The sequence below is a fragment of the Gordonia sp. p3-SID1431 genome (assembly GCF_025143765.1).
Classification (GTDB): domain Bacteria; phylum Actinomycetota; class Actinomycetes; order Mycobacteriales; family Mycobacteriaceae; genus Gordonia; species Gordonia hongkongensis.
On the sequence record NZ_JAMBDT010000104.1, the window covers coordinates 1 to 18,001 of the forward strand.

Below are 18,001 nucleotides of genomic sequence, written 5' to 3' on the forward strand. Positions count from 1 at the left end.
CAGGGAGCAGAGATGTGGACGCTCAAACAGTGTTCTTTCGTAGTCCACGACGGCCGCCAGGCCGCAGGTACTGAGGTGCGAGGAGCGCGTCGAGGTCGACGAGCCTCGAAGGGTCACGGCAGACGCCACTCCACCGGTTCGGCGCCGAGGTCCAACAGTTCCTCGTTGGCCCGGCTGAAGGGTCGGGACCCGAAGAACCCGCGCGAGGCCGACAACGGTGATGGATGCGCCGACACGATGGTCGGGACGTCGGGCAGCCACTTCTCCAGTCCCGCGGCGTCCCGGCCCCACAGGATCGCGACGAGCGGCTCGTCGCGGGCGGCAAGCGCCTTGATCGCGCACTCGGTCACCTCTTCCCAGCCCTTCCCCCGGTGAGAGGCCGGCTCGCCGGGGGCCACCGTGAGCACGCGGTTCAACAGAAGCACACCGTTGTCCGCCCAGGGCGTGAGATCCCCGGTGGTCGGCATGGGGTAGCCGAGATCGGCGCAGTATTCGGTGTAGATGTTCGTCAGGGAACGCGGGATCGGGCGCACGTCGGGCGCCACCGAGAAGCTCAGTCCGACGGCGTGTCCCGGCGTCGGGTATGGATCCTGCCCGACGATCAGCACGCGCACGTCGTCGAGGGGGCGCGTGAAGGCCCGCAGGACATGTTGTCCCGCAGGCAGATAGCGCCGCCCCTCGGCGATCTCGGTGCGCAGGAACCGGCCCATCTCGGTGATGAGCGGCTCGACCGGGGCGAGCGCCTGCGCCCAGCCCGGGTCGATCAGTTCGGCAAGGGGTTTGGGTGGTGCGGTCACTCGATTGCCTCCGTCGTGGGCGGTCGCTAGTCCAGTCGTTTCAGGGCGGTGCGATAGTGCTGCGCGTTCTGGAAGTACATCTCGCAGTTGAGTTCGGTGTGCCCCTCCGGTACCTCGTAGCCGTCGCGGAGCCGGGCCGGTACACCGAGCGCCATCCGTCGCGAGGGAACGTCGAACTTGAACGGGACCACCGCGCCGGCTCCGACGATCGCGCCGTCGCCGACCGTGGACCCGTTCAGGACCACCGATCCCGAGGCGATGAGGCAGTCGTTTCCGATCGTCGCGCCCTCTATGTGCGCGTTGTGTCCGACGACGCACCGTTCGCCGATCACGGTCGGGTCGAGAACCGTGCAGTGGATGACGGTGCCGTCCTGGATGTTGCTGCGGGCGCCGACGGTGATGGTCCCGTAGTCGCCGCGGAGTACCGCGCCCGGCCACACCGAGACACCGTCGCCCAGGGTGACCGCGCCGATCACCACCGCGTCCGGGTGCACGTAGGTGTCCTGTCCCAGAACCGGTTCTCGGTCGTCGAGTGCGTAGATCGCCATGAGGCGACTCTAATGGTGCGCCCCGGGGACCTCAGTCACCAGTCGGGTCGGCGAAGGACTGCCACCCGTGCAGTTCGAGACCGTCGGGCCCACCGACCCGGCGGTCGTCGACCCAGACCTCGGGCGCCGACGAGGACTTCTCCCCCACCGAGCCGATGACGGTCCACCCTGGCGGCACCACCGCGGGCCCGCCGAACGCCGCGAGCAGGTGATGGTCCTCGCCGCCGACCAGTACCCAGCGGTCGACGTCCGCCCCGAGTTCGCTTGCCGCGGCAGCCAGATCCGGGCGCCGCGGTACGGCGTCGCCATGCACGGTCATGGCGACCTGGGCAGCCCTCGACATCGTGAGCAGTTCCTCGACCAGACCGTCGGAGATGTCGGTCATGGCGTGCGCACCTGCCGCCGCGGCGACCGGCCCCTGGGTGAGGTCGGGGTTCGGAACTCGGTGCAGTGCAACCAGTTCCGACCAATCGCTGACCATGGGACGCGGATCGGACAGCACCGCGAGTCCCGCGGCGCTGGCCCCCAGCGGACCGCTCACCGCGAGGACGTCACCAGGCCGGGCACCGCCCAGCGAGACGGGGGGCCGACCCTCGAGCGCGCCGACCGCGGTGACACTCACCACCACCTGACCGGCCGCGACGAGGTCGCCGCCCAGCACCCGGGCCCCCTGTCCGTGTGCCGCGCGGACCACGCCGTCGTTGAGGTCGAGGACGACGCCGACCGGCGTGTCCGACGGACACGCGATGGACACGACGAGACCCGTTGTGCGGCCGCCCATCGCGGCGACGTCGGCGGCACTCTGCACCACCGCGCGGGCGCCGACCTGCTCCGGCGTCGACCAGTCGAATCGGAAGTGGCGCCCCTCGACGACGGTGTCGGTGCTGATCACCGCCGATCCCCCGATGTCGAGAACGGCTGCGTCGTCACCGGATCCGATCACGATGTCGTCGGCGGGCTCACCGGAGGTCGCGGACGCGGTCAACGCGGCGATCACGGCACGCTCACCGATCGCCCCGACCGTGTCGGTCCGGTCGATCGCGCGGTCCTGCCGACCTGTCTCGTCGAAGGTCACTCGTCGGGGCCTTTCCTCTTCCGGTCGCGCGCGCACGGGGTTGTCGGTGACAATGTGTGCCACAGTGTATGGGGCCGCCGGGCGAGAGCGATCCGCAACAGTCCGGCCGCCCGCGGCAGTCGTGCACTGCCCGACGACCGCGCATGCGCCGAGCCGCCGGTACGACAGCCCGTGTCGACGATGTGCCCCATACGATGTGGCCCGGGAACGACACAGACGGAGAGGATGTCCGTGGTTCAGGCATACATACTGATCCAGACCGAGGTCGGCAGGGCCGCCCTCGCAGCCGCGACCATCGCCGAGATCGCCGGGGTCGCCTCGTCGGAAGAGGTCAGTGGGCCGTACGACGTGATCGTCCGGGTCGACGCCTCCGATGCCACCCACCTGACCGAGAACGTGGTTCCGCAGATCCAGAAGGTGGACGGGATCACCCGCACCCTGACCTGCCCGGTGGTCCCCACGACGCGCTGAGGGGCGTCGGCCGGCCGCCCACGACGGTGATCGTGACGGGTCCCCGTGCGCGGGTTCGGCAGACCGACTCCTACTGTTGTGGGGTGACGTCAGCAGGTTCGGATGACACCCAGCAGGATCCCGTCGACGGCGAATCCGCCGAGGACTCCGCGCGGTATGGCGGCGGCGGACGTCTCAGCCCCGCACTCGTCGCGACCCTGGTAGCCATTCCGGTGATGGTGCTCGCCGGCTTCATCGTGTTCGCCGCGATGCGCCCCGATCCGGTGACCCCGATCGAGTCCTACGACTCCGTCGGCCCGGTCGCCGCGGAGTGCACCCGCTTGCTCACCGAAGCACCGGACACCTTCGAGGGTTTCGGCACCAAAGAGGTCTCCGGCGACCGCGCGACGTGGCCGTCGACCGGCCCGGGCGACGACATGACACTTCGGTGCGGGGTGACCCGACCTGCCGAGCTGTCTCCCACCAGCAATCTCCAGGAGATCCACGCCGCCGGCCAGGCCGGGGTCCAGTGGTTCATCACGGACACGGTCGACGGCTCGGGCCAGGCCTATGTGTGCGTCGACCACCGGCCCTATGTCGCGATGTGGATTCCGACGAACGCCGGCAACGGACCCATCACCGACATCTCGGGACTGATCGACCGCACCCTCGAACGGGGACCGCTCGACTTCGGCTGATCGGCGGCGGGCGCTCAGTCCCGGTAGATCTCCGGCTTGGTGCTGCGGCCCAACAGCGAATTGACCGCGTCGGCCACCGACATGCCGTCGTGACAGACCTGGTGGACCGCGTCGGTGAGCGGCATCGGCACCTGGTGTCGCTCGGCCAGCGCACGCACCGACGAGCACGACTTGACGCCCTCGGCGACCTGCCCGTTGGTGGCCTCCTGAGCCTGCGCCATGGTGGCACCCTCCCCCAGCCGCGCGCCGAACGTGCGGTTGCGCGACAACGGCGACGAACACGTCGCGACGAGATCCCCGATCCCGGCGAGACCCGCCAGCGTCTCGATCTGCGCGCCCACCGCGACGCCCAACCGGATCGTCTCGGCGAGCCCACGAGTGATGATCGTCGCCAGGGTGTTCTGACCGAACCCGATGCCGCTGGCCATCCCGCAGGCCAGCGCGATGACGTTCTTCGCAGAGCCGCCGATCTCACATCCGACGACGTCGGTGTTGGTGTACGGCCGGAAGTATCGCGTACTGAACGCGCTCTGCAGCGTCACCGCCCGCGCCTCGTCGGCACAGGCGATCACGGTCGCCGCCGGTTGACCCTCCGCGATCTCGCGTGCCAGGTTCGGCCCGGTCAGCACCGCGATCCGGTCGTCGGCGACACCGGTCACCTCGGCGATGACCTCACTCATCCGCAGCAGGGTGTTGGATTCGATGCCCTTGGCGAGCGACACCAACGACGCATCCGACCCGATGTAGGGCGTCCACTGCGTCAGGTTGGGGCGCAACGACTGCGACGGGACACCGCAGACGACGACGTCGGCGCCGAGCAGGGCATCGACCGCCGAACTCGTCGCGGTGAGCGCGGCGGGCAGCGCGATGCCGGGTAGATAGTCGGCGTTGACGTGCTCGGTGTTGATCGCCTCGGCGAGTTCGGGTCGCCGCGCCCAGATCACGGTGTCGGTACCGGCATCGACCAGCACCTTCGCCACCGAGGTTCCCCAGGAACCCGCACCCATCACCGCTGCGCGCACCGCAACCTCCCACCGGGCAAGCCCAATTCCGTATTCCCACCGCCGGCGCCGGCCGGACGGCCGACCCTGCTCACCCTAGTGCCTGCCGGGTATGGCCGACCCGGAATGTCACCGACCAGGGGTCGGTGCATCATGATGGTCGGCATGGAACACAGCACCGTCGGCGCGGGCGCCGACTCGACGGTCGTCGACGCGGGGGGCAACGAGCCCGTCGCGACGTCGGTCGCGGCCGTGCTGGCGGTCAAGAATCTGCACCGCGCGAAGTCACGACTGGCGGCGACGCTGTCCACCGCATTCGAGGGTGACGACCCCGTCGCCCGGGGTTCCCTCGTCCTGGCGATGTTCCTCGACACCGTCGACGCCTTGCGCGGCGCCGGGATCTCTCGGCTCGTCGTCGTCAGCCCCGACGACGAGGTGCTCGCCGCGGCGCGGCGCTCGGGCATGCGCGGCCTGAGCGAGTCGCCGCACCGGGCACCCGCGGACGCCGGTCTCAACTCCGCGTTCGTCGAGGGTGCGCGCTGGGCGCGCGAGGCGTGGCCCGAGTCGACGGGCCTGATGTACGTGCAGGCCGATCTGCCGGCGGCGACGAGCACGTCCGTCGCCGCCGTGTTGCGCGCCGCCGGTGAACACCGCTCGAGCTTCGTCACCGACCGGGACGGATCCGGGACGGTGCTGCTGCACGGCACCGGTACCGGCGTCCCCGCTCCCCGTTTCGGTCCCGGTTCGGCGGCCGCCCACCGGGCCGCCGGCGCCGTCGAACTCGATCCGGCCGGCCGGGAGTGGGCCGACCTGCGCACCGACGTCGACACCGCGGCGGACCTGGGCGTCGCCCGCGAGCTCGGCCTCGGACCGCACACCGTCGCTGCGCTGCGTGATCTCTGACCCCGACCCGCAATCGACAAGCGTCCGACCGGCGGGCGTGTACGCCGGGGACGGCGATGGGTCATCATTGGGGGGTGAGCCCCGCCGACGATGACGTATCGCAGACCGCCACGGTCACCACGACACCGATCCCGCATGCCCCGCCGGCCGCCACCCTGGTGCCCGACGAATCCGCCGACCTGCCCGAGGACCGTTACCTCAACCGGGAATTGAGCTGGCTGGACTTCAACTCCCGGGTGCTCGCGCTCGCCGAGGACACCTCCCTGCCGCTCCTCGATCGTGCGAAGTTCCTCGCCATCTTCGCCTCGAACCTCGACGAGTTCTTCATGGTGCGGGTGGCCGGACTCAAGCGGCGCGACGAGACCGGCCTGTCGGTCCGGTCCGCCGACGGCCTGTCGCCGCGAGAACAACTCATGCGCATCGCCGGACGCGCGCAGACCGTCGCCGACCGGCACGCGCGCGTCTTCCTCGATTCGGTCCGACCGGCGTTGGCCGACAACGACATCTACGTGGTGTCCTGGTCGCAGCTCACCGCCGAGCAGCAGGCGCGGATGACCGATTATTTCCAGGACGAGGTATTTCCGGTCCTGACGCCCCTGGCGGTCGACCCCGCTCATCCGTTCCCGTACATCAGCGGGTTGTCGCTGAACCTCGCGGTCACGGTCCGCGACGTCAACGAGAGCGGCGAGCACTTCGCGCGGGTCAAGGTACCGGACAACGTGAACCGCTTCATCCGCGTCGACCGGCTGTCGCCCGCTCGGGCGTCCGACGACGACAAGGCCGCCAGGAGCGCGGTGTTCCTACCGTTGGAGAGTCTGATCGCGGCCAACCTCGGGACGTTGTTCCCGGGTATGGAAATCGTTGAGCACCACGTCTTCCGGATCACCCGCAACGCCGACTTCGAGGTCGAAGAGGACCGCGACGAGGACCTCCTCCAGGCGCTCGAGCGAGAACTCGCGCGCCGTCGGTTCGGCTCGCCGGTGCGGCTCGAGGTCGCCGACGACATGAGCGAGCACATGCTCGAGTTGTTGCTGCGCGAGCTCGAGGTGGACCCCGCCGACGTCATCCAGGTGCCCGGACTCCTCGATCTGTCATCACTTTTCGAGATCTACGCGCTCGACCGCCCGCATCTCAAGGACCGTCCGTTCGTCCCCGCCACCCACCCCGCGTTCGGCGAGCGAGAGACACCCAAGAGCGTGTTCTCTACTCTTCGCGACGGTGACGTACTCGTCCACCATCCGTACGACTCGTTCTCGACGAGCGTGCAGCGGTTCATCGAGCAGGCCGCGGCCGACCCGCAGGTCCTGGCCATCAAGCAGACGCTGTACCGCACCTCCGGCGACTCCCCGATCGTCAACGCGCTCATCGACGCCGCCGAGGCCGGGAAGCAGGTCGTCGCGCTGGTGGAGATCAAGGCCCGCTTCGACGAGCAGGCGAACATCAAGTGGGCCCGCAAACTGGAACAGGCCGGCGTCCACGTCGTCTACGGCCTCGTCGGTTTGAAGACCCACTGCAAGACCTGCCTGGTGGTGCGTCGCGAGGGCTCGACGATCAAGCGGTACTGCCACATCGGGACCGGCAACTACAACCCGAAGACCGCGCGGCTCTACGAGGACGTGGGCCTGCTGACCGCCGCCCCCGACATCGGCGCCGACCTGACCGACCTGTTCAACACCTTGACCGGCTACTCCCGCAAGCAGGAGTACCGCAACATCCTCGTTGCGCCGCACGGCATCCGGGCGGGCATCATCAAACGGATCCATCGCGAGATCGAGCTGTTCCGCGACGGCGACACGCGCGCGAGAATCCAGCTCAAGGCGAATGCACTGGTCGACGAGCAGGTGATCGATGCGCTGTACCGGGCCTCGCAGAGCGGGGTGCCCGTCGACGTCGTCGTCCGTGGCATCAGCGCGCTGCGGCCCGGGGTCGAGGGTTACAGCGACAACATCCACGTGCGGTCGATCCTGGGGCAGTTCCTCGAGCACTCCCGAATCCTGTATTTCGGTGCGCAGAACGAGTACTGGTTCGGCAGCGCGGACATGATGCACCGCAATCTCGATCGGCGCGTGGAGGTCATGGTGAACGTCCGTGACGAGCGTCTGGCCGGTGAACTCGGTGACATCTTCGCCTCCGCCCTCGATCCGCGGACCCGCTGCTGGGTCCTGCAGTCCGACGGGAGCTGGGTGGCCTCACCCGCCGAGGGCGAAGAGGTGCGCGACCATCAGCGACAGATGATGCGGCGCAATCGTCGTCGGCCGGAGACCAGTTCGTGACCGGCACCGACGCGTAACCTTCGACCTCTACGATCACCATCGACATGGCGAAGAAGACGAATGAGGTGTGGGCCGCCGGCGGTGTGGTCTGGCGACCGGTTGTCCCCGGTCCGACCGGGAACGATGCCGCCGAGATCGACGATGTCGAGATCGCGGTCGTCCACCGCCCCAAGTACGACGACTGGACGCTGCCCAAGGGAAAGGCCGAGCCGGGCGAGACCCTCATCGACACGGCGGTGCGCGAGATCGCCGAGGAGACGGGCGAACACGTCGTTCTCGGCCGGCACCTGGACGACGTCCACTACGACCTCGGCAGTACCCGCAAGCATGTGCGCTACTGGTCGGCGCGAGCGTCCGACGGAGAGTTCGTCGCCGGGCACGAGGTCGACGAGCTGCGGTGGCTCTCCGTCGACGAGGCCCGGGAGATGTTGAGCTATCCGCTCGATCGCACGATCCTCGAGGAGTTCGTGCGGCTACCCGCGGACCTGCACACGTTCCTGTTGGTACGGCACGCCAAGGCCGGCCGGCGCTCGACCTACAAGGGCGACGACCGGTTGCGGCCCCTCGACAAACTCGGCCGGGCGCAAGCCGCCGCCCTCGCCCCATTGCTGATCGCGTTCGGGGCGAGCCGGGTGCACTCGGCCGATCGCGTCCGCTGTGAGCAGACCCTGGAACCGCTACGCGACCGGCTGGGGGTCGAGTTGCACAGCGAGCCGGATCTGTCGGAGGAGACGTATCGGACCAATCCGGCAGCGGCGCAACGCCGGATCCTCGAACTCGCCGCCGACACGACGTCGACCCTGGCGGTCTGCAGTCAGGGCAAGGTGATCCCGCCCCTCATGGACTGGTGGTCCGAGCGCGACTCGATCCCGCTTCCCAAGGCCTCCAACCGCAAGGGCAGTGTGTGGGTTCTGTCCCTGTTCGACGGCCGGCTGGTGGCGGCCGATCACATCGCCGGGCCGCTCCCGACAGCCTGAGTCCCGCGCCCCTCCGCCGGTTGACCCCGAACACGATTCAGCCCCCGGCGGGGGAAGTACGCCGGGGGCTGAATTGTGGTCGTCGACCGCGGTTGTCCCGCAGGTCAGCGACGGGTGGTCTTCTTCGCCGCGGTCTTCTTCGCGGCAGTCTTCTTGGCCGGAGCCTTCTTCGCCGCGGTGGCCTTCTTCGCCGGCGCCGCCTTCTTGGCCGGAGCCTTCTTGGCCGCCGTGGTCTTCGCCGGAGCCTTCTTGGCCGCGGTGGTCTTCTTGGCCGCCGTGGTCTTCGCCGGAGCCTTCTTGGCCGCCGTGGTCTTCTTGGCGGCGGCGGTCGTCTTCTTGGCGGCCGTCTTCTTCGCCGGCGCAGCCTTCTTGGCTGCCGTGGTGGTGGCCCCGCTTCCGCGCTTCACAGCCGGACCGGTCGCGGACAGCTTCTGCTTGCCCGCCACAACGGCTTTGAACTGAGCGCCCGGACGGAACGCCGGCACCGAGGTCGCGCGGACCTTGACGGTCTCGCCGGTGCGCGGGTTACGGGCGACGCGCGGTGCGCGCTTCCGCTTCTCGAATACGCCGAAGCCGGTGATCGTCACGCTCTCGCCCTTGTTGACTGCGCGCACGATCGTGTCGACGACGAGCTCGACGGCTTCAGTCGCAGTCTTGCGATCCGCGTCGAGCTTCTTGGTCAGCTCATCAATGAGCTCCGCCTTGTTCATGAGTACCTCCGCAAGCTGATCTGACCGAGTTTCGGCCAGCTACCAACACACGGTAAACGTCGGATGTGAAAACGTCCATCTTCCACGCCAATTAGGACGCCGTGTTGCGAAATGGCATGGCAGCTCACGACGGTGCCGCCGCGGCGAGATGACCCCGCCGCGGCGGTGCGGAATCAGTCCGCGAGGGTGCGCGGCTTGAATGCCGGACGCGCCGACTCGTACTCGGAAATCGCCTCTACCTCGCGCAACGTGAGTCCGATGTCGTCGAGACCCTCCATCAGACGCCACCGCGTGTAGTCATCAATTGCCAACGGCACCACGAGGTCTCCGGCGGTGACCGTCTTATCGACAAGGCTCACCGTCACTTCGAGGCCAGGATTCTCCTCGAGGCGCTTCCACAGCAGTTCGACGTCGGGCTGCTCGACCTGCGCGGCCACCAGACCCGCCTTGCCCGAGTTGCCGCGGAAGATGTCGGCGAAACGCGACGAGATCACCACGCGGAAGCCGAAATCGGACAGCGCCCAGACCGCGTGTTCACGCGACGACCCGGTGCCGAAGTCGGGACCGGCGACCAGGACCGACCCGCGGCTCCAGGGCTCGTTGTTGAGGATGAAGTCGGGATCGGTCCGCCAACCGGCGAACAGACCGTCCTCAAAGCCGGTGCGCGTCACCCGCTTCAGATAGACGGCCGGGATGATCTGGTCGGTGTCGACGTTGCTGCGACGCAGCGGGACACCGATACCGGTGTGTTCGGTGAACGGTTCCATGAGAAAGCCCCTGTTCGAATGATGTGGCTGGGATATGGGTCGGACCGTGACTCAACCGAGATCGGCGGGCGCCGGCTGTGCGTCCAGGTCGGCGGGCGCGGACAAGGTGCCGCGCAGCGCGGTGGCCGCTGCCACTCCCGGAGACACGAGGTGCGTTCGGCCACCCTTGCCCTGGCGCCCTTCGAAATTGCGGTTGGAGGTCGACGCACACCGCTCCCCCGGGGCGAGCTGGTCGGGGTTCATGCCGAGGCACATCGAGCACCCGGCCTGCCGCCATTCGGCGCCGGCCGCGAGGAAGATCTCGCCGAGACCTTCGTCCTCGGCCTGTGCACGCACCCGCATCGAACCGGGCACGATGAGCATCCGCATCCCGTCCGCGACCCTGCGCCCCTTGAGGATGCCGGCGACCTCGCGCAGGTCCTCGATCCGCCCGTTGGTGCAGGAGCCGACGAAGACCGTGTCGACCTTGATGTCGCGCAGCGGCGTTCCGGGCTCGAGGCCCATGTACTCCAGCGCCTTGGCCGCGGCACTCGCCTTGACCTCGTCGCCGTACTCCGCCGGGTCGGGTACCGCGGCGCCGAGCGGTGCACCCTGTCCCGGATTGGTCCCCCACGTGACGAACGGGGTCAGCGAGGCGGCGTCGATGTGCACCTCGGCGTCGAAGGTGGCACCGGGATCGGTGCGCAGACTGTCCCAATAGGCAACGGCAGCATCCCAATCGGCACCCGACGGGGCATGCGGGCGGCCCTTGAGGAACTCGTAGGTGACCTCATCGGGTGCGATCATCCCCGCCCGGGCGCCTGCCTCGATCGACATGTTGCACACCGTCATCCGCGCTTCCATGGAGAGCTTGCGGATCGCCTCCCCGCGGTACTCCAGCACGTAACCCTGCCCGCCGCCGGTGCCGATCTTCGCGATGATCGCGAGGATCAGGTCCTTGCTCGTCACACCGGGCGGGAGCTCGCCGTCGACATTGATCGCCATCGTCTTGAACGGGCGCAGCGAGAGGGTCTGCGTCGCCAGGACGTGCTCGACCTCACTGGTACCGATACCCATCGCGATCGCTCCGAAGGCACCGTGCGTCGAGGTGTGGCTGTCACCGCACACGACGGTCATGCCGGGTTGGGTCAGGCCCAACTGCGGCCCCACCACGTGGACGATGCCCTGCTCGGCGTCACCCATGGGATGAAGGCGGACGCCGAATTCCTCGCAGTTGCTGCGCAGCGTGTCGACCTGGGTCCGCGACACGGGATCGGCGATGGGCTTGTCGATGTCCACCGTCGGGACGTTGTGGTCCTCGGTCGCGATGGTCAGATCCGGTCGGCGGACCGGACGACCGGCGAGGCGCAGACCCTCGAAGGCCTGGGGGCTGGTGACCTCGTGGACGAGGTGGAGATCGATGTAGATCAGGTCTGGATTGGTGTTGCCGGACGCATCGACGTCACCGGGGACGACGACATGGTCGCGCCACACCTTCTCGGCGAGAGTCAGCGGCTGGGCTGGGCTGTTGCTCATGGCTTCACTCGTTATCTGCTCGGGTTCTTCGGACTCTGCACGCGGTGTTGACGTTCTGGCTGTGTTTCGAACGTGCATCTCACTATTTGGACAGCTAGTATCGTCCTATGGGAAAGGATACCGCATCCGCGGTCAGCAGCGGAATCGGAGTGCTCGACAAGTCCGTGGCGGTGCTGCACGCGATCGCCGAGGCGCCGTGCAATCTCTCCGAGCTCTGCGAGCGCACCGGTCTGCCCCGGGCGACGGCACATCGACTCGCCGTCGGACTCGAGACGCACCGCTTTCTGACCAGGGATGTCACCGGCCGCTGGCAGCCCGGCCCCGTCCTCGGCGAACTCGCCTCCTCGGCACACGATCCCGTCACCGAGTCGGCTCTCATGGTCCTCCCCCGGCTCCGCGACATCACCGGCGAATCGGTTCAGGTCTATCGCCGCGAAGGTGCCGAACGCGTCTGCGTCGCCGCGATGGAACCACCGACCGGCCTGCGTGACACCGTGCCGGTGGGCACCCGCTTCCCCATGAGCGCAGGGTCCGCGGCGAAAGTCCTCCTCGCCTGGGCCGACCCTGCCACCCAGCGCGCGCTCGTGCCGGACAGCGTCTTCAGCGAGCGCGCACTGCACGAGATCCGCCGGCGCGGGTGGGCCCAGAGTGCCGGTGAACGCGCCGCCGGAGTCGCGAGTGTGTCGGCTCCCGTGCGCGACGGCAACGGTGACGTGGTCGCCGCGATCTCGGTGTCCGGGCCGATCGACCGGATGGGCCGACGACCCGGTGCACGCTGGGCCGCCGATCTGCTCGCCGCCGCCGACGCCATCCACAAACGCCTCCAGGCCGCACGTCCCTGACCCAGAGCCGTTGCACCCGGAGCGGTTCCGATGGACCCGCCGGTGGGCTAGCGTCGGGGAATGGGAGTCAACCAACGCAATCAGATCGTCATGACCGAGGCCGAGATCGCGGAGTTCGTGGCGCGCAGCCGGACCGCGACCCTCGCCACCACCGGAGCGGACGGGAGCATCCACCTCGTGGCGATGTGGTACGGGATCATCGACGGCGAGATCTGGTTCGAGACCAAATCCAAGTCGCAGAAGGCGGTCAACATCCGTCGCAACAACCGGTGCTCGGTGATGATCGAGGACGGTGACACCTACGACACACTGCGCGGCGTCACCTTCGAGGGCACTGCCGAGATCCTCGACGACCCGGACTCGTGCCTGAAGGTCGGCATCAGCGTCTGGGAACGCTACACAGCGCCCTACACCGAAGAATCGCGACCATTCGTCGAGCAGATGATGAACAAGCGCGTCGCCGTCCGGATCCGTCCGTCCCGCACCCGTTCCTGGGACCACCGCAAGCTCGGCATCCCCGAGATGCCGGCCTCGGGCACCACCGCCGAATTCCTCTGACCGCAGTCCCGGCGCGACACCTTCTGACCCTCGTCCGTGTTTCGGTGTGATCATCGCAACACGGACGAGATGGTCTGTCGCGCAATGAAAAACACCCTCCCCCTGCATGGCAGAGGAAGGGTGTTTCTCGTAGCCCCGACGGGATTCGAACCCGCGCTACCGCCTTGAGAGGGCGGCGTCCTAGGCCGCTAGACGACGGGGCCATGGGAACTTCCGGCGATCAAGACCTTAGCACGGTCTCGATCTCTTTCTGTCCGCTGGGGTACCAGGACTCGAACCTAGAATGGCGGTACCAGAAACCGCTGTGTTGCCAATTACACCATACCCCATTGGCTTGATTCTCCTTGCGGAAAACTGCCGAGAAAGAGAGTATCAAAGGGTCACCGTAAGTCCACAAACGTGCAGCTCAGCGGCACTATTTGGCTGCGATCTCCCGTGCCGAGGCCAGCCGCGCGAGCGTCTTGTCGCGACCCAGGATCTCCATCGATTCGAAGAGCGGCGGACTGACCTGGGAGCCGGTCACCGCCACGCGTACCGGACCGAACGCCTTGCGCGGTTTGAGCCCCAGATCGTCCACCAGCGCAGCATTCAGTGCGTCCTGCAGTGCGGCGGTGGTGAAGGAGTCCAGCGACTCGACCGCGGCGATGGTGGCGTCCAGGACCGGCACCGCGTCGGCGCCCAGGTTCTTGCTCGCCGCCTTCTCGTCGATCGTGAACTCGTCGTCGGAGACGTAGGCGAAGGAGATGAGGTCCCACGCGTCGCCGAGGACCTGGATACGCGTCTGCACCAGTTCGGCCAGAGCCGCGAAGGTCTCGTCGTCGGCGCTCTCGGGGAGCTTGCCCTGCGCGACGAGATACGAGCGCAGCCGCGCCGTGAAGTCGGCGACCTCGAGCATCCGGATGTGCTCGGCGTTGATGGCGTCGGCCTTCTTCTGATCGAACCGTGCGGGGTTCGAGTTGACCTGTCGCACATCGAAAGCCGCGATCATCTCGGCCAGGCTGAAGACGTCGACATCGCTCTTGTAACCCCAGCCGAGCAGCGCGAGGTAGTTGAGCAGACCCTCGGGGATGAAACCGCGGTCGCGATGGTGGAAGAGGTTCGACTGGGGGTCGCGCTTGGAGAGCTTCTTGTTGCCCTCACCCATCACGAAGGGCAGGTGCCCGAAGGCCGGCACGGCGTCGGCGACGCCGATTCGGATCAGCGCGTCGTACAGCGCGAGCTGCCGCGGAGTCGACGACAGGAGATCCTCGCCGCGCAGCACATGGGTGATCTTCATCATCGCGTCGTCGACCGGGTTGACCAGCGTGTAGAGCGGATCGCCGGTCGCACGGGTCAGCGCGAAGTCGGGAACGGTACCCGCCTTGATCGTCGTCGTGCCGCGCACGAGATCGTCCCAGGTGAGGTCGGTGTCCGGCATCCGCAGGCGGACAACGGGTTTACGTCCTTCGGCGAGGTAGGCCGCACGTTGCTCGGGCGTCAGGTCACGATCGAAGTTGTCGTACCCGAGCTTGGGGTCGCGTCCGGCGGCGCGGTGCCGGGCCTCAACCTCTTCCGGGGTCGAGAACGCCTCGTAGGCCTCGCCGGCCTCGAGAAGGCGGGCGACGACGTCGGCATGGAGTTCCCGCCGCTCGGACTGCCGGTAGGGACCGTAGGGTCCGCCCACCTCCGGCCCCTCGTCCCAGTCGAGACCGAGCCAGCGCAAAGCGTCGAGGATGGCCTCGTAGGATTCTTCGCTGTCTCGCGACGAGTCGGTGTCCTCGATGCGGAAGACGAAGGTGCCACCGTCGTGCCGGGCCTGCGCGAAATTGAAGAGCGCGGTCCGCACGAGTCCCACGTGGGGAGTGCCGGTCGGGGATGGACAGAATCGGACGCGAACGGCCTCACTACTGGTCATGAGGCTCAGCGTATCGAAGCCGACCGCCGCCCCCGCACGCCCGCCGTCAGGCCCGGTGGCGCTCGCAGAACTCCACCAGGACCCGGTTCACCTCGGCCGGCTGTTCGAGATAACCGAAATGACCGGCCCGCTCGATCTCGACGTACTCCGCGCCTGGAATGGCCTCGGCGACTTCGCGCGCCAGCTTCGCCGGCAGGGTCCGGTCGTCGGCGAATCCGACGACCAGCGCGGGCCGGGTGATGCCGCGGTACGCCGCGAGACGGTTGGACTCCTTGTTGTGGAGTTCGAGCTGTGCGCGGACGCCCGGGGTGATCGTCTGCTGGGAGAAGCCGATGATGTCGAGCCAGTCTCGCGCGGTGCGGTCGTCGTCGAGCGTGTGCGGCGACAGGTTGAGATGCGCGGTGATGGCGGCCTCGTACTCCGGTGGCAGCTTGATCTTGTTGTCGTAGAGGGCCCGCTCACCGGCCGAGATCGCTTCCTGCAGTGGGGTGTTGCGGCCGTACGTCGCAACCATCACCGCCGCCTTGACCACGTCGGGGCGGGCCAGCGCCAGCTCCTGGGTGATCCGGGCACCCAACGAGGTGCCGATCACGATCGCCGGACCGCGGCCGAGGTGTTCGATCAGGGCCGCGGTGTCGGCGACCATGTCGTCGAGCGTGAAACCCTCGGCGCACTCCGACGACGGTGCGACACCGCGGTTGTCGAACGTCACGACGGTGAAGCCGGCTTTCACCAGCGCGGGTTCCTGATGCGCCTTCCAGACGCGGCCGGGACTTCCGGTTCCCATGACCATGACCACGAGCGGGCCCGACCCGGCGAGGCTGTAGGAGATGTCGATCCCGTTGACACGGGCCGTGCTGGGAGCTGTCACTTGTCCACCACCGGGTTGGAGAGCGTACCGATACCGTCGACGGTCACCGAGATACGTTGACCGGCGACCATGGGCCCGACCCCTTCCGGGGTGCCCGTGAGGATCACGTCGCCGGGCAGCAGGGTCATCACGCGCGAGATCCACTCGACGATCTCACCGACGTCGTGGAGCATCAGCGATGTCCGGGTCCGCTGCTTGACCTCGCCGTCGAGTTCCGTCACGAGTTCGACGTCCGACGGATCGAGCGAGGTGTCGATCCACGGGCCGAGCGGACAGAAGGTGTCGTACCCCTTGCCGCGGGTCCACTGACCGTCGGCCTGCTGGTGGTCGCGGGCGGTTACGTCGTTGGCGACCGTGTATCCGAGGATCACGCCCTTGGCCTGCGCGGCCTTCACGTCCTTGCACGGGCGTCCGATGACGGCCGCGAGCTCCCCCTCGTAATCGACCCGTTGCGACGACGGCGGACGCACGATGGGCACCTCGGGGCCGATGATCGAAGTGTTGGGCTTGAGGAAGATCACCGGGTCGGCGGGCGCCTCGCCGCCCATCTCCGCCGCGTGTGCGGCGTAGTTCTTGCCGATGCAGATCACCTTGCTGGCGAGGATCGGCGCCAACACCCGGACATCCGCCAGCTTCCACGACCGGCCGGTGAACGTCGGCGTACCGAAGGGATGTTCGGCGATCTCCTTGACGACGGCGTCGTCTCCGTCGCCCTCGACGGACACGAAGGCCACGCCGTCAGGACTCGCAATTCGACCTAAGCGCATGTCCAGACCCTATCGCACCGCCGATCCCACACGTTGGGAGACGAGTTGGCGGACGTCGGTGCCGGTTTTACAATGTGGTCACACTGTTTCATATATTGAGATATCCAACCCCGGTTCACCGGGTCCGGACAGGCAGCGAGGTGAGTAGACCATGACCGATGTCGACGACATCACCACTGCCCGAAGGTGGATCATCCTCGGGTGCTCGCTGCTCGCCGCGCTCACCACGACTTGTGTGGTCAGCGGTGTCGCCTACCTGATCCCCACGCTGCACACCGACGCCGGACTCACCCTCACCCAGGCCTCGGCGCTTGCCGCGATCCCGACGGTCGGACTGATGGCGGCGACGATCCCGTGGGGAATCCTGTTGGACCGCTACGGCGAACGACGGATCCTCCTGCTGTCGCTGTCGATCTCGCTCGCCGGCGCGACCGGGGCGACCGTCGCCGCGTCAGCCGATGCGTCCTATGCCGTCGTGGGTGCCGCGCTCTTCGTGGGCGGTCTCGGCTCGGGGGCGGCGAACGGGGCCAGCGGTCGCATCGTCGTCGGCTGGTTTCCCGCACACCAGCGTGGGACTGCGATGGGCATCCGGCAGATGGCACAACCGCTGGGGATCGGCGTCTGCGCTCTCACCATGCCGGTTGTCGCAGCGAGTTCGGGACCCGCTGCGGCACTGGCGATCCCAGCCGTGGTGACTGCTGCAGGACTCGTCGCGGTGGTCGTCGGCATCACCGATCCGCCGCGTCGGCCGGCTCCCGCGTCGACGGTCGGCAACCCTCCCCCGCGCACGAATCCCTACCGCGACAACTCTTTCCTCGCACGCATCCACATCGTCAGCATGCTGCTGGTCATCCCCCAGTCCATGCTGTGGACCTTCGTACCGACCTGGCTGATCGTCGCGCACGGGTGGTCACCGGCCGGCGCCGGAACCCTGATCACCGTGACCCAGATCATCGGTGCACTGGGCCGGATCGTCGCCGGACGGTGGTCGGACGCCTGGATGTCGCGGATGCGACCGGTCCGCGTGATCGCGGTGGCCGGTGTCGCCGCCATGTCCGCGCTCGCGATCGCCGACTGGTTCGACAGCCCACTCGCGCCCGCGCTCATGGCGGTGGCGAGTGTCATCTCGGTGGCCGACAACGGCTTGGCGTTCACCGCCATAGCCGAGTACGTCGGACCGGAATGGAGCGGACGCGGACTCGCCGTGCAGAACACCGGACAGTATCTGGTGACCGCGGCGACCACACCGCTTCTCGGAGCACTCATCGCGACCGTCGGTTTCCCGATCGCCTTTGCCGCGACCGCCCTGGCACCGCTTATCGCGACGCCCCTGGTCCCGCGCGACCGGATGCGGG

At 67.9% G+C, this 18,001-nt stretch carries 18 protein-coding genes and 2 tRNA genes; 8 read left to right on the top strand and 12 right to left on the bottom strand.

Annotated elements, in window-relative coordinates:
- Positions 1–113: 113 nt before the first annotated feature.
- Genes M4D77_RS20035 through M4D77_RS20045 form a run of 3 tightly spaced genes read right to left on the bottom strand, consistent with a single transcriptional unit; the run spans position 114 to position 2,420 of the window.
- Positions 114–797, bottom strand: a complete 684-nt coding sequence (locus tag M4D77_RS20035; protein WP_226513652.1) for a uracil-DNA glycosylase — start codon at positions 795–797, stop codon at positions 114–116.
- Positions 798–823: 26 nt separating this feature from the next.
- Positions 824–1,345, bottom strand: coding sequence for a gamma carbonic anhydrase family protein (locus M4D77_RS20040; RefSeq protein WP_058252116.1), 522 nt, complete (start codon positions 1,343–1,345; stop codon positions 824–826).
- Between the two features lie 31 nt (positions 1,346–1,376).
- Complete coding sequence (locus tag M4D77_RS20045; protein WP_259937164.1) at positions 1,377–2,420, bottom strand: thiamine-phosphate kinase; 1,044 nt, start codon at positions 2,418–2,420, stop codon at positions 1,377–1,379.
- Positions 2,421–2,645: 225 nt separating this feature from the next.
- On the opposite strand from M4D77_RS20045, the gene M4D77_RS20050 reads away from it, so the two are divergent.
- Positions 2,646–2,891, top strand: a complete 246-nt coding sequence (locus M4D77_RS20050) for an Lrp/AsnC ligand binding domain-containing protein (protein ID WP_058252118.1) — start codon at positions 2,646–2,648, stop codon at positions 2,889–2,891.
- A gap of 83 nt (positions 2,892–2,974) precedes the next feature.
- Complete coding sequence (locus M4D77_RS20055; protein WP_068970242.1) at positions 2,975–3,568, top strand: DUF3515 domain-containing protein; 594 nt, start codon at positions 2,975–2,977, stop codon at positions 3,566–3,568.
- A gap of 14 nt (positions 3,569–3,582) precedes the next feature.
- On the opposite strand, the gene M4D77_RS20060 is transcribed toward M4D77_RS20055, so the two are convergent.
- Complete coding sequence (locus M4D77_RS20060) at positions 3,583–4,590, bottom strand: NAD(P)H-dependent glycerol-3-phosphate dehydrogenase (RefSeq protein ID WP_058252120.1); 1,008 nt, start codon at positions 4,588–4,590, stop codon at positions 3,583–3,585.
- 144 nt (positions 4,591–4,734) lie between these two features.
- Between M4D77_RS20060 and cofC the strand changes: the two genes are divergently transcribed.
- From cofC to M4D77_RS20075, 3 genes are all read left to right on the top strand, one after another.
- Complete coding sequence (cofC, locus tag M4D77_RS20065) at positions 4,735–5,472, top strand: 2-phospho-L-lactate guanylyltransferase (protein ID WP_259937165.1); 738 nt, start codon at positions 4,735–4,737, stop codon at positions 5,470–5,472.
- A 74-nt stretch (positions 5,473–5,546) separates the two neighbouring features.
- Positions 5,547–7,745 carry an RNA degradosome polyphosphate kinase gene (locus tag M4D77_RS20070; protein WP_065632752.1) on the top strand — a complete coding sequence of 733 codons (2,199 nt, stop codon included), beginning with the start codon at positions 5,547–5,549 and terminating at the stop codon, positions 7,743–7,745.
- Between the two features lie 44 nt (positions 7,746–7,789).
- Positions 7,790–8,722, top strand: a complete 933-nt coding sequence (locus M4D77_RS20075) for an NUDIX hydrolase (protein ID WP_259937166.1) — start codon at positions 7,790–7,792, stop codon at positions 8,720–8,722.
- 104 nt (positions 8,723–8,826) lie between these two features.
- On the opposite strand, the gene M4D77_RS20080 is transcribed toward M4D77_RS20075, so the two are convergent.
- The 3 genes from M4D77_RS20080 to leuC form a co-directional block, all read right to left on the bottom strand.
- Positions 8,827–9,432, bottom strand: coding sequence for an HU family DNA-binding protein (locus M4D77_RS20080; RefSeq protein WP_065632715.1), 606 nt, complete (start codon positions 9,430–9,432; stop codon positions 8,827–8,829).
- Positions 9,433–9,605: 173 nt separating this feature from the next.
- Entirely contained in the window at positions 9,606–10,199 is a 594-nt protein-coding gene (gene leuD / locus M4D77_RS20085) for a 3-isopropylmalate dehydratase small subunit (protein WP_165629836.1), read from the bottom strand.
- A 51-nt stretch (positions 10,200–10,250) separates the two neighbouring features.
- Positions 10,251–11,714 carry a 3-isopropylmalate dehydratase large subunit gene (gene leuC, locus M4D77_RS20090; protein WP_259937167.1) on the bottom strand — a complete coding sequence of 488 codons (1,464 nt, stop codon included), beginning with the start codon at positions 11,712–11,714 and terminating at the stop codon, positions 10,251–10,253.
- A 107-nt stretch (positions 11,715–11,821) separates the two neighbouring features.
- Here leuC and M4D77_RS20095 point away from each other — a divergent pair, with 107 nt between their 5' ends.
- Together M4D77_RS20095 and M4D77_RS20100 are read left to right on the top strand one after the other, a co-directional pair.
- Positions 11,822–12,556, top strand: coding sequence for an IclR family transcriptional regulator (locus M4D77_RS20095; RefSeq protein WP_058252125.1), 735 nt, complete (start codon positions 11,822–11,824; stop codon positions 12,554–12,556).
- Positions 12,557–12,616: 60 nt separating this feature from the next.
- Entirely contained in the window at positions 12,617–13,114 is a 498-nt protein-coding gene (locus M4D77_RS20100) for a PPOX class F420-dependent oxidoreductase (protein ID WP_259937169.1), read from the top strand.
- A 130-nt stretch (positions 13,115–13,244) separates the two neighbouring features.
- Here M4D77_RS20100 and M4D77_RS20105 read toward each other — a convergent pair.
- The 5 genes from M4D77_RS20105 to M4D77_RS20125 form a co-directional block, all read right to left on the bottom strand.
- Positions 13,245–13,317, bottom strand: a tRNA-Glu gene (locus tag M4D77_RS20105).
- Between the two features lie 54 nt (positions 13,318–13,371).
- Positions 13,372–13,443, bottom strand: a tRNA-Gln gene (locus tag M4D77_RS20110).
- A gap of 86 nt (positions 13,444–13,529) precedes the next feature.
- On the bottom strand, positions 13,530–15,008 hold the full coding sequence (gene gltX, locus M4D77_RS20115; protein ID WP_068970241.1) for a glutamate--tRNA ligase: 1,479 nt from the start codon (positions 15,006–15,008) through the stop codon (positions 13,530–13,532).
- A 46-nt stretch (positions 15,009–15,054) separates the two neighbouring features.
- Positions 15,055–15,879, bottom strand: coding sequence for an alpha/beta fold hydrolase (locus M4D77_RS20120; RefSeq protein ID WP_226513654.1), 825 nt, complete (start codon positions 15,877–15,879; stop codon positions 15,055–15,057).
- Positions 15,876–16,646, bottom strand: coding sequence for a fumarylacetoacetate hydrolase family protein (locus tag M4D77_RS20125; RefSeq protein WP_065632709.1), 771 nt, complete (start codon positions 16,644–16,646; stop codon positions 15,876–15,878). Before M4D77_RS20125 ends, M4D77_RS20120 begins: the two co-directional genes overlap by 4 nt.
- Positions 16,647–16,797: 151 nt before the next feature.
- Here M4D77_RS20125 and M4D77_RS20130 point away from each other — a divergent pair.
- On the top strand, positions 16,798–18,001 hold a 1,204-nt coding region (locus tag M4D77_RS20130; protein WP_259937171.1), incomplete at its 3' end, for an MFS transporter.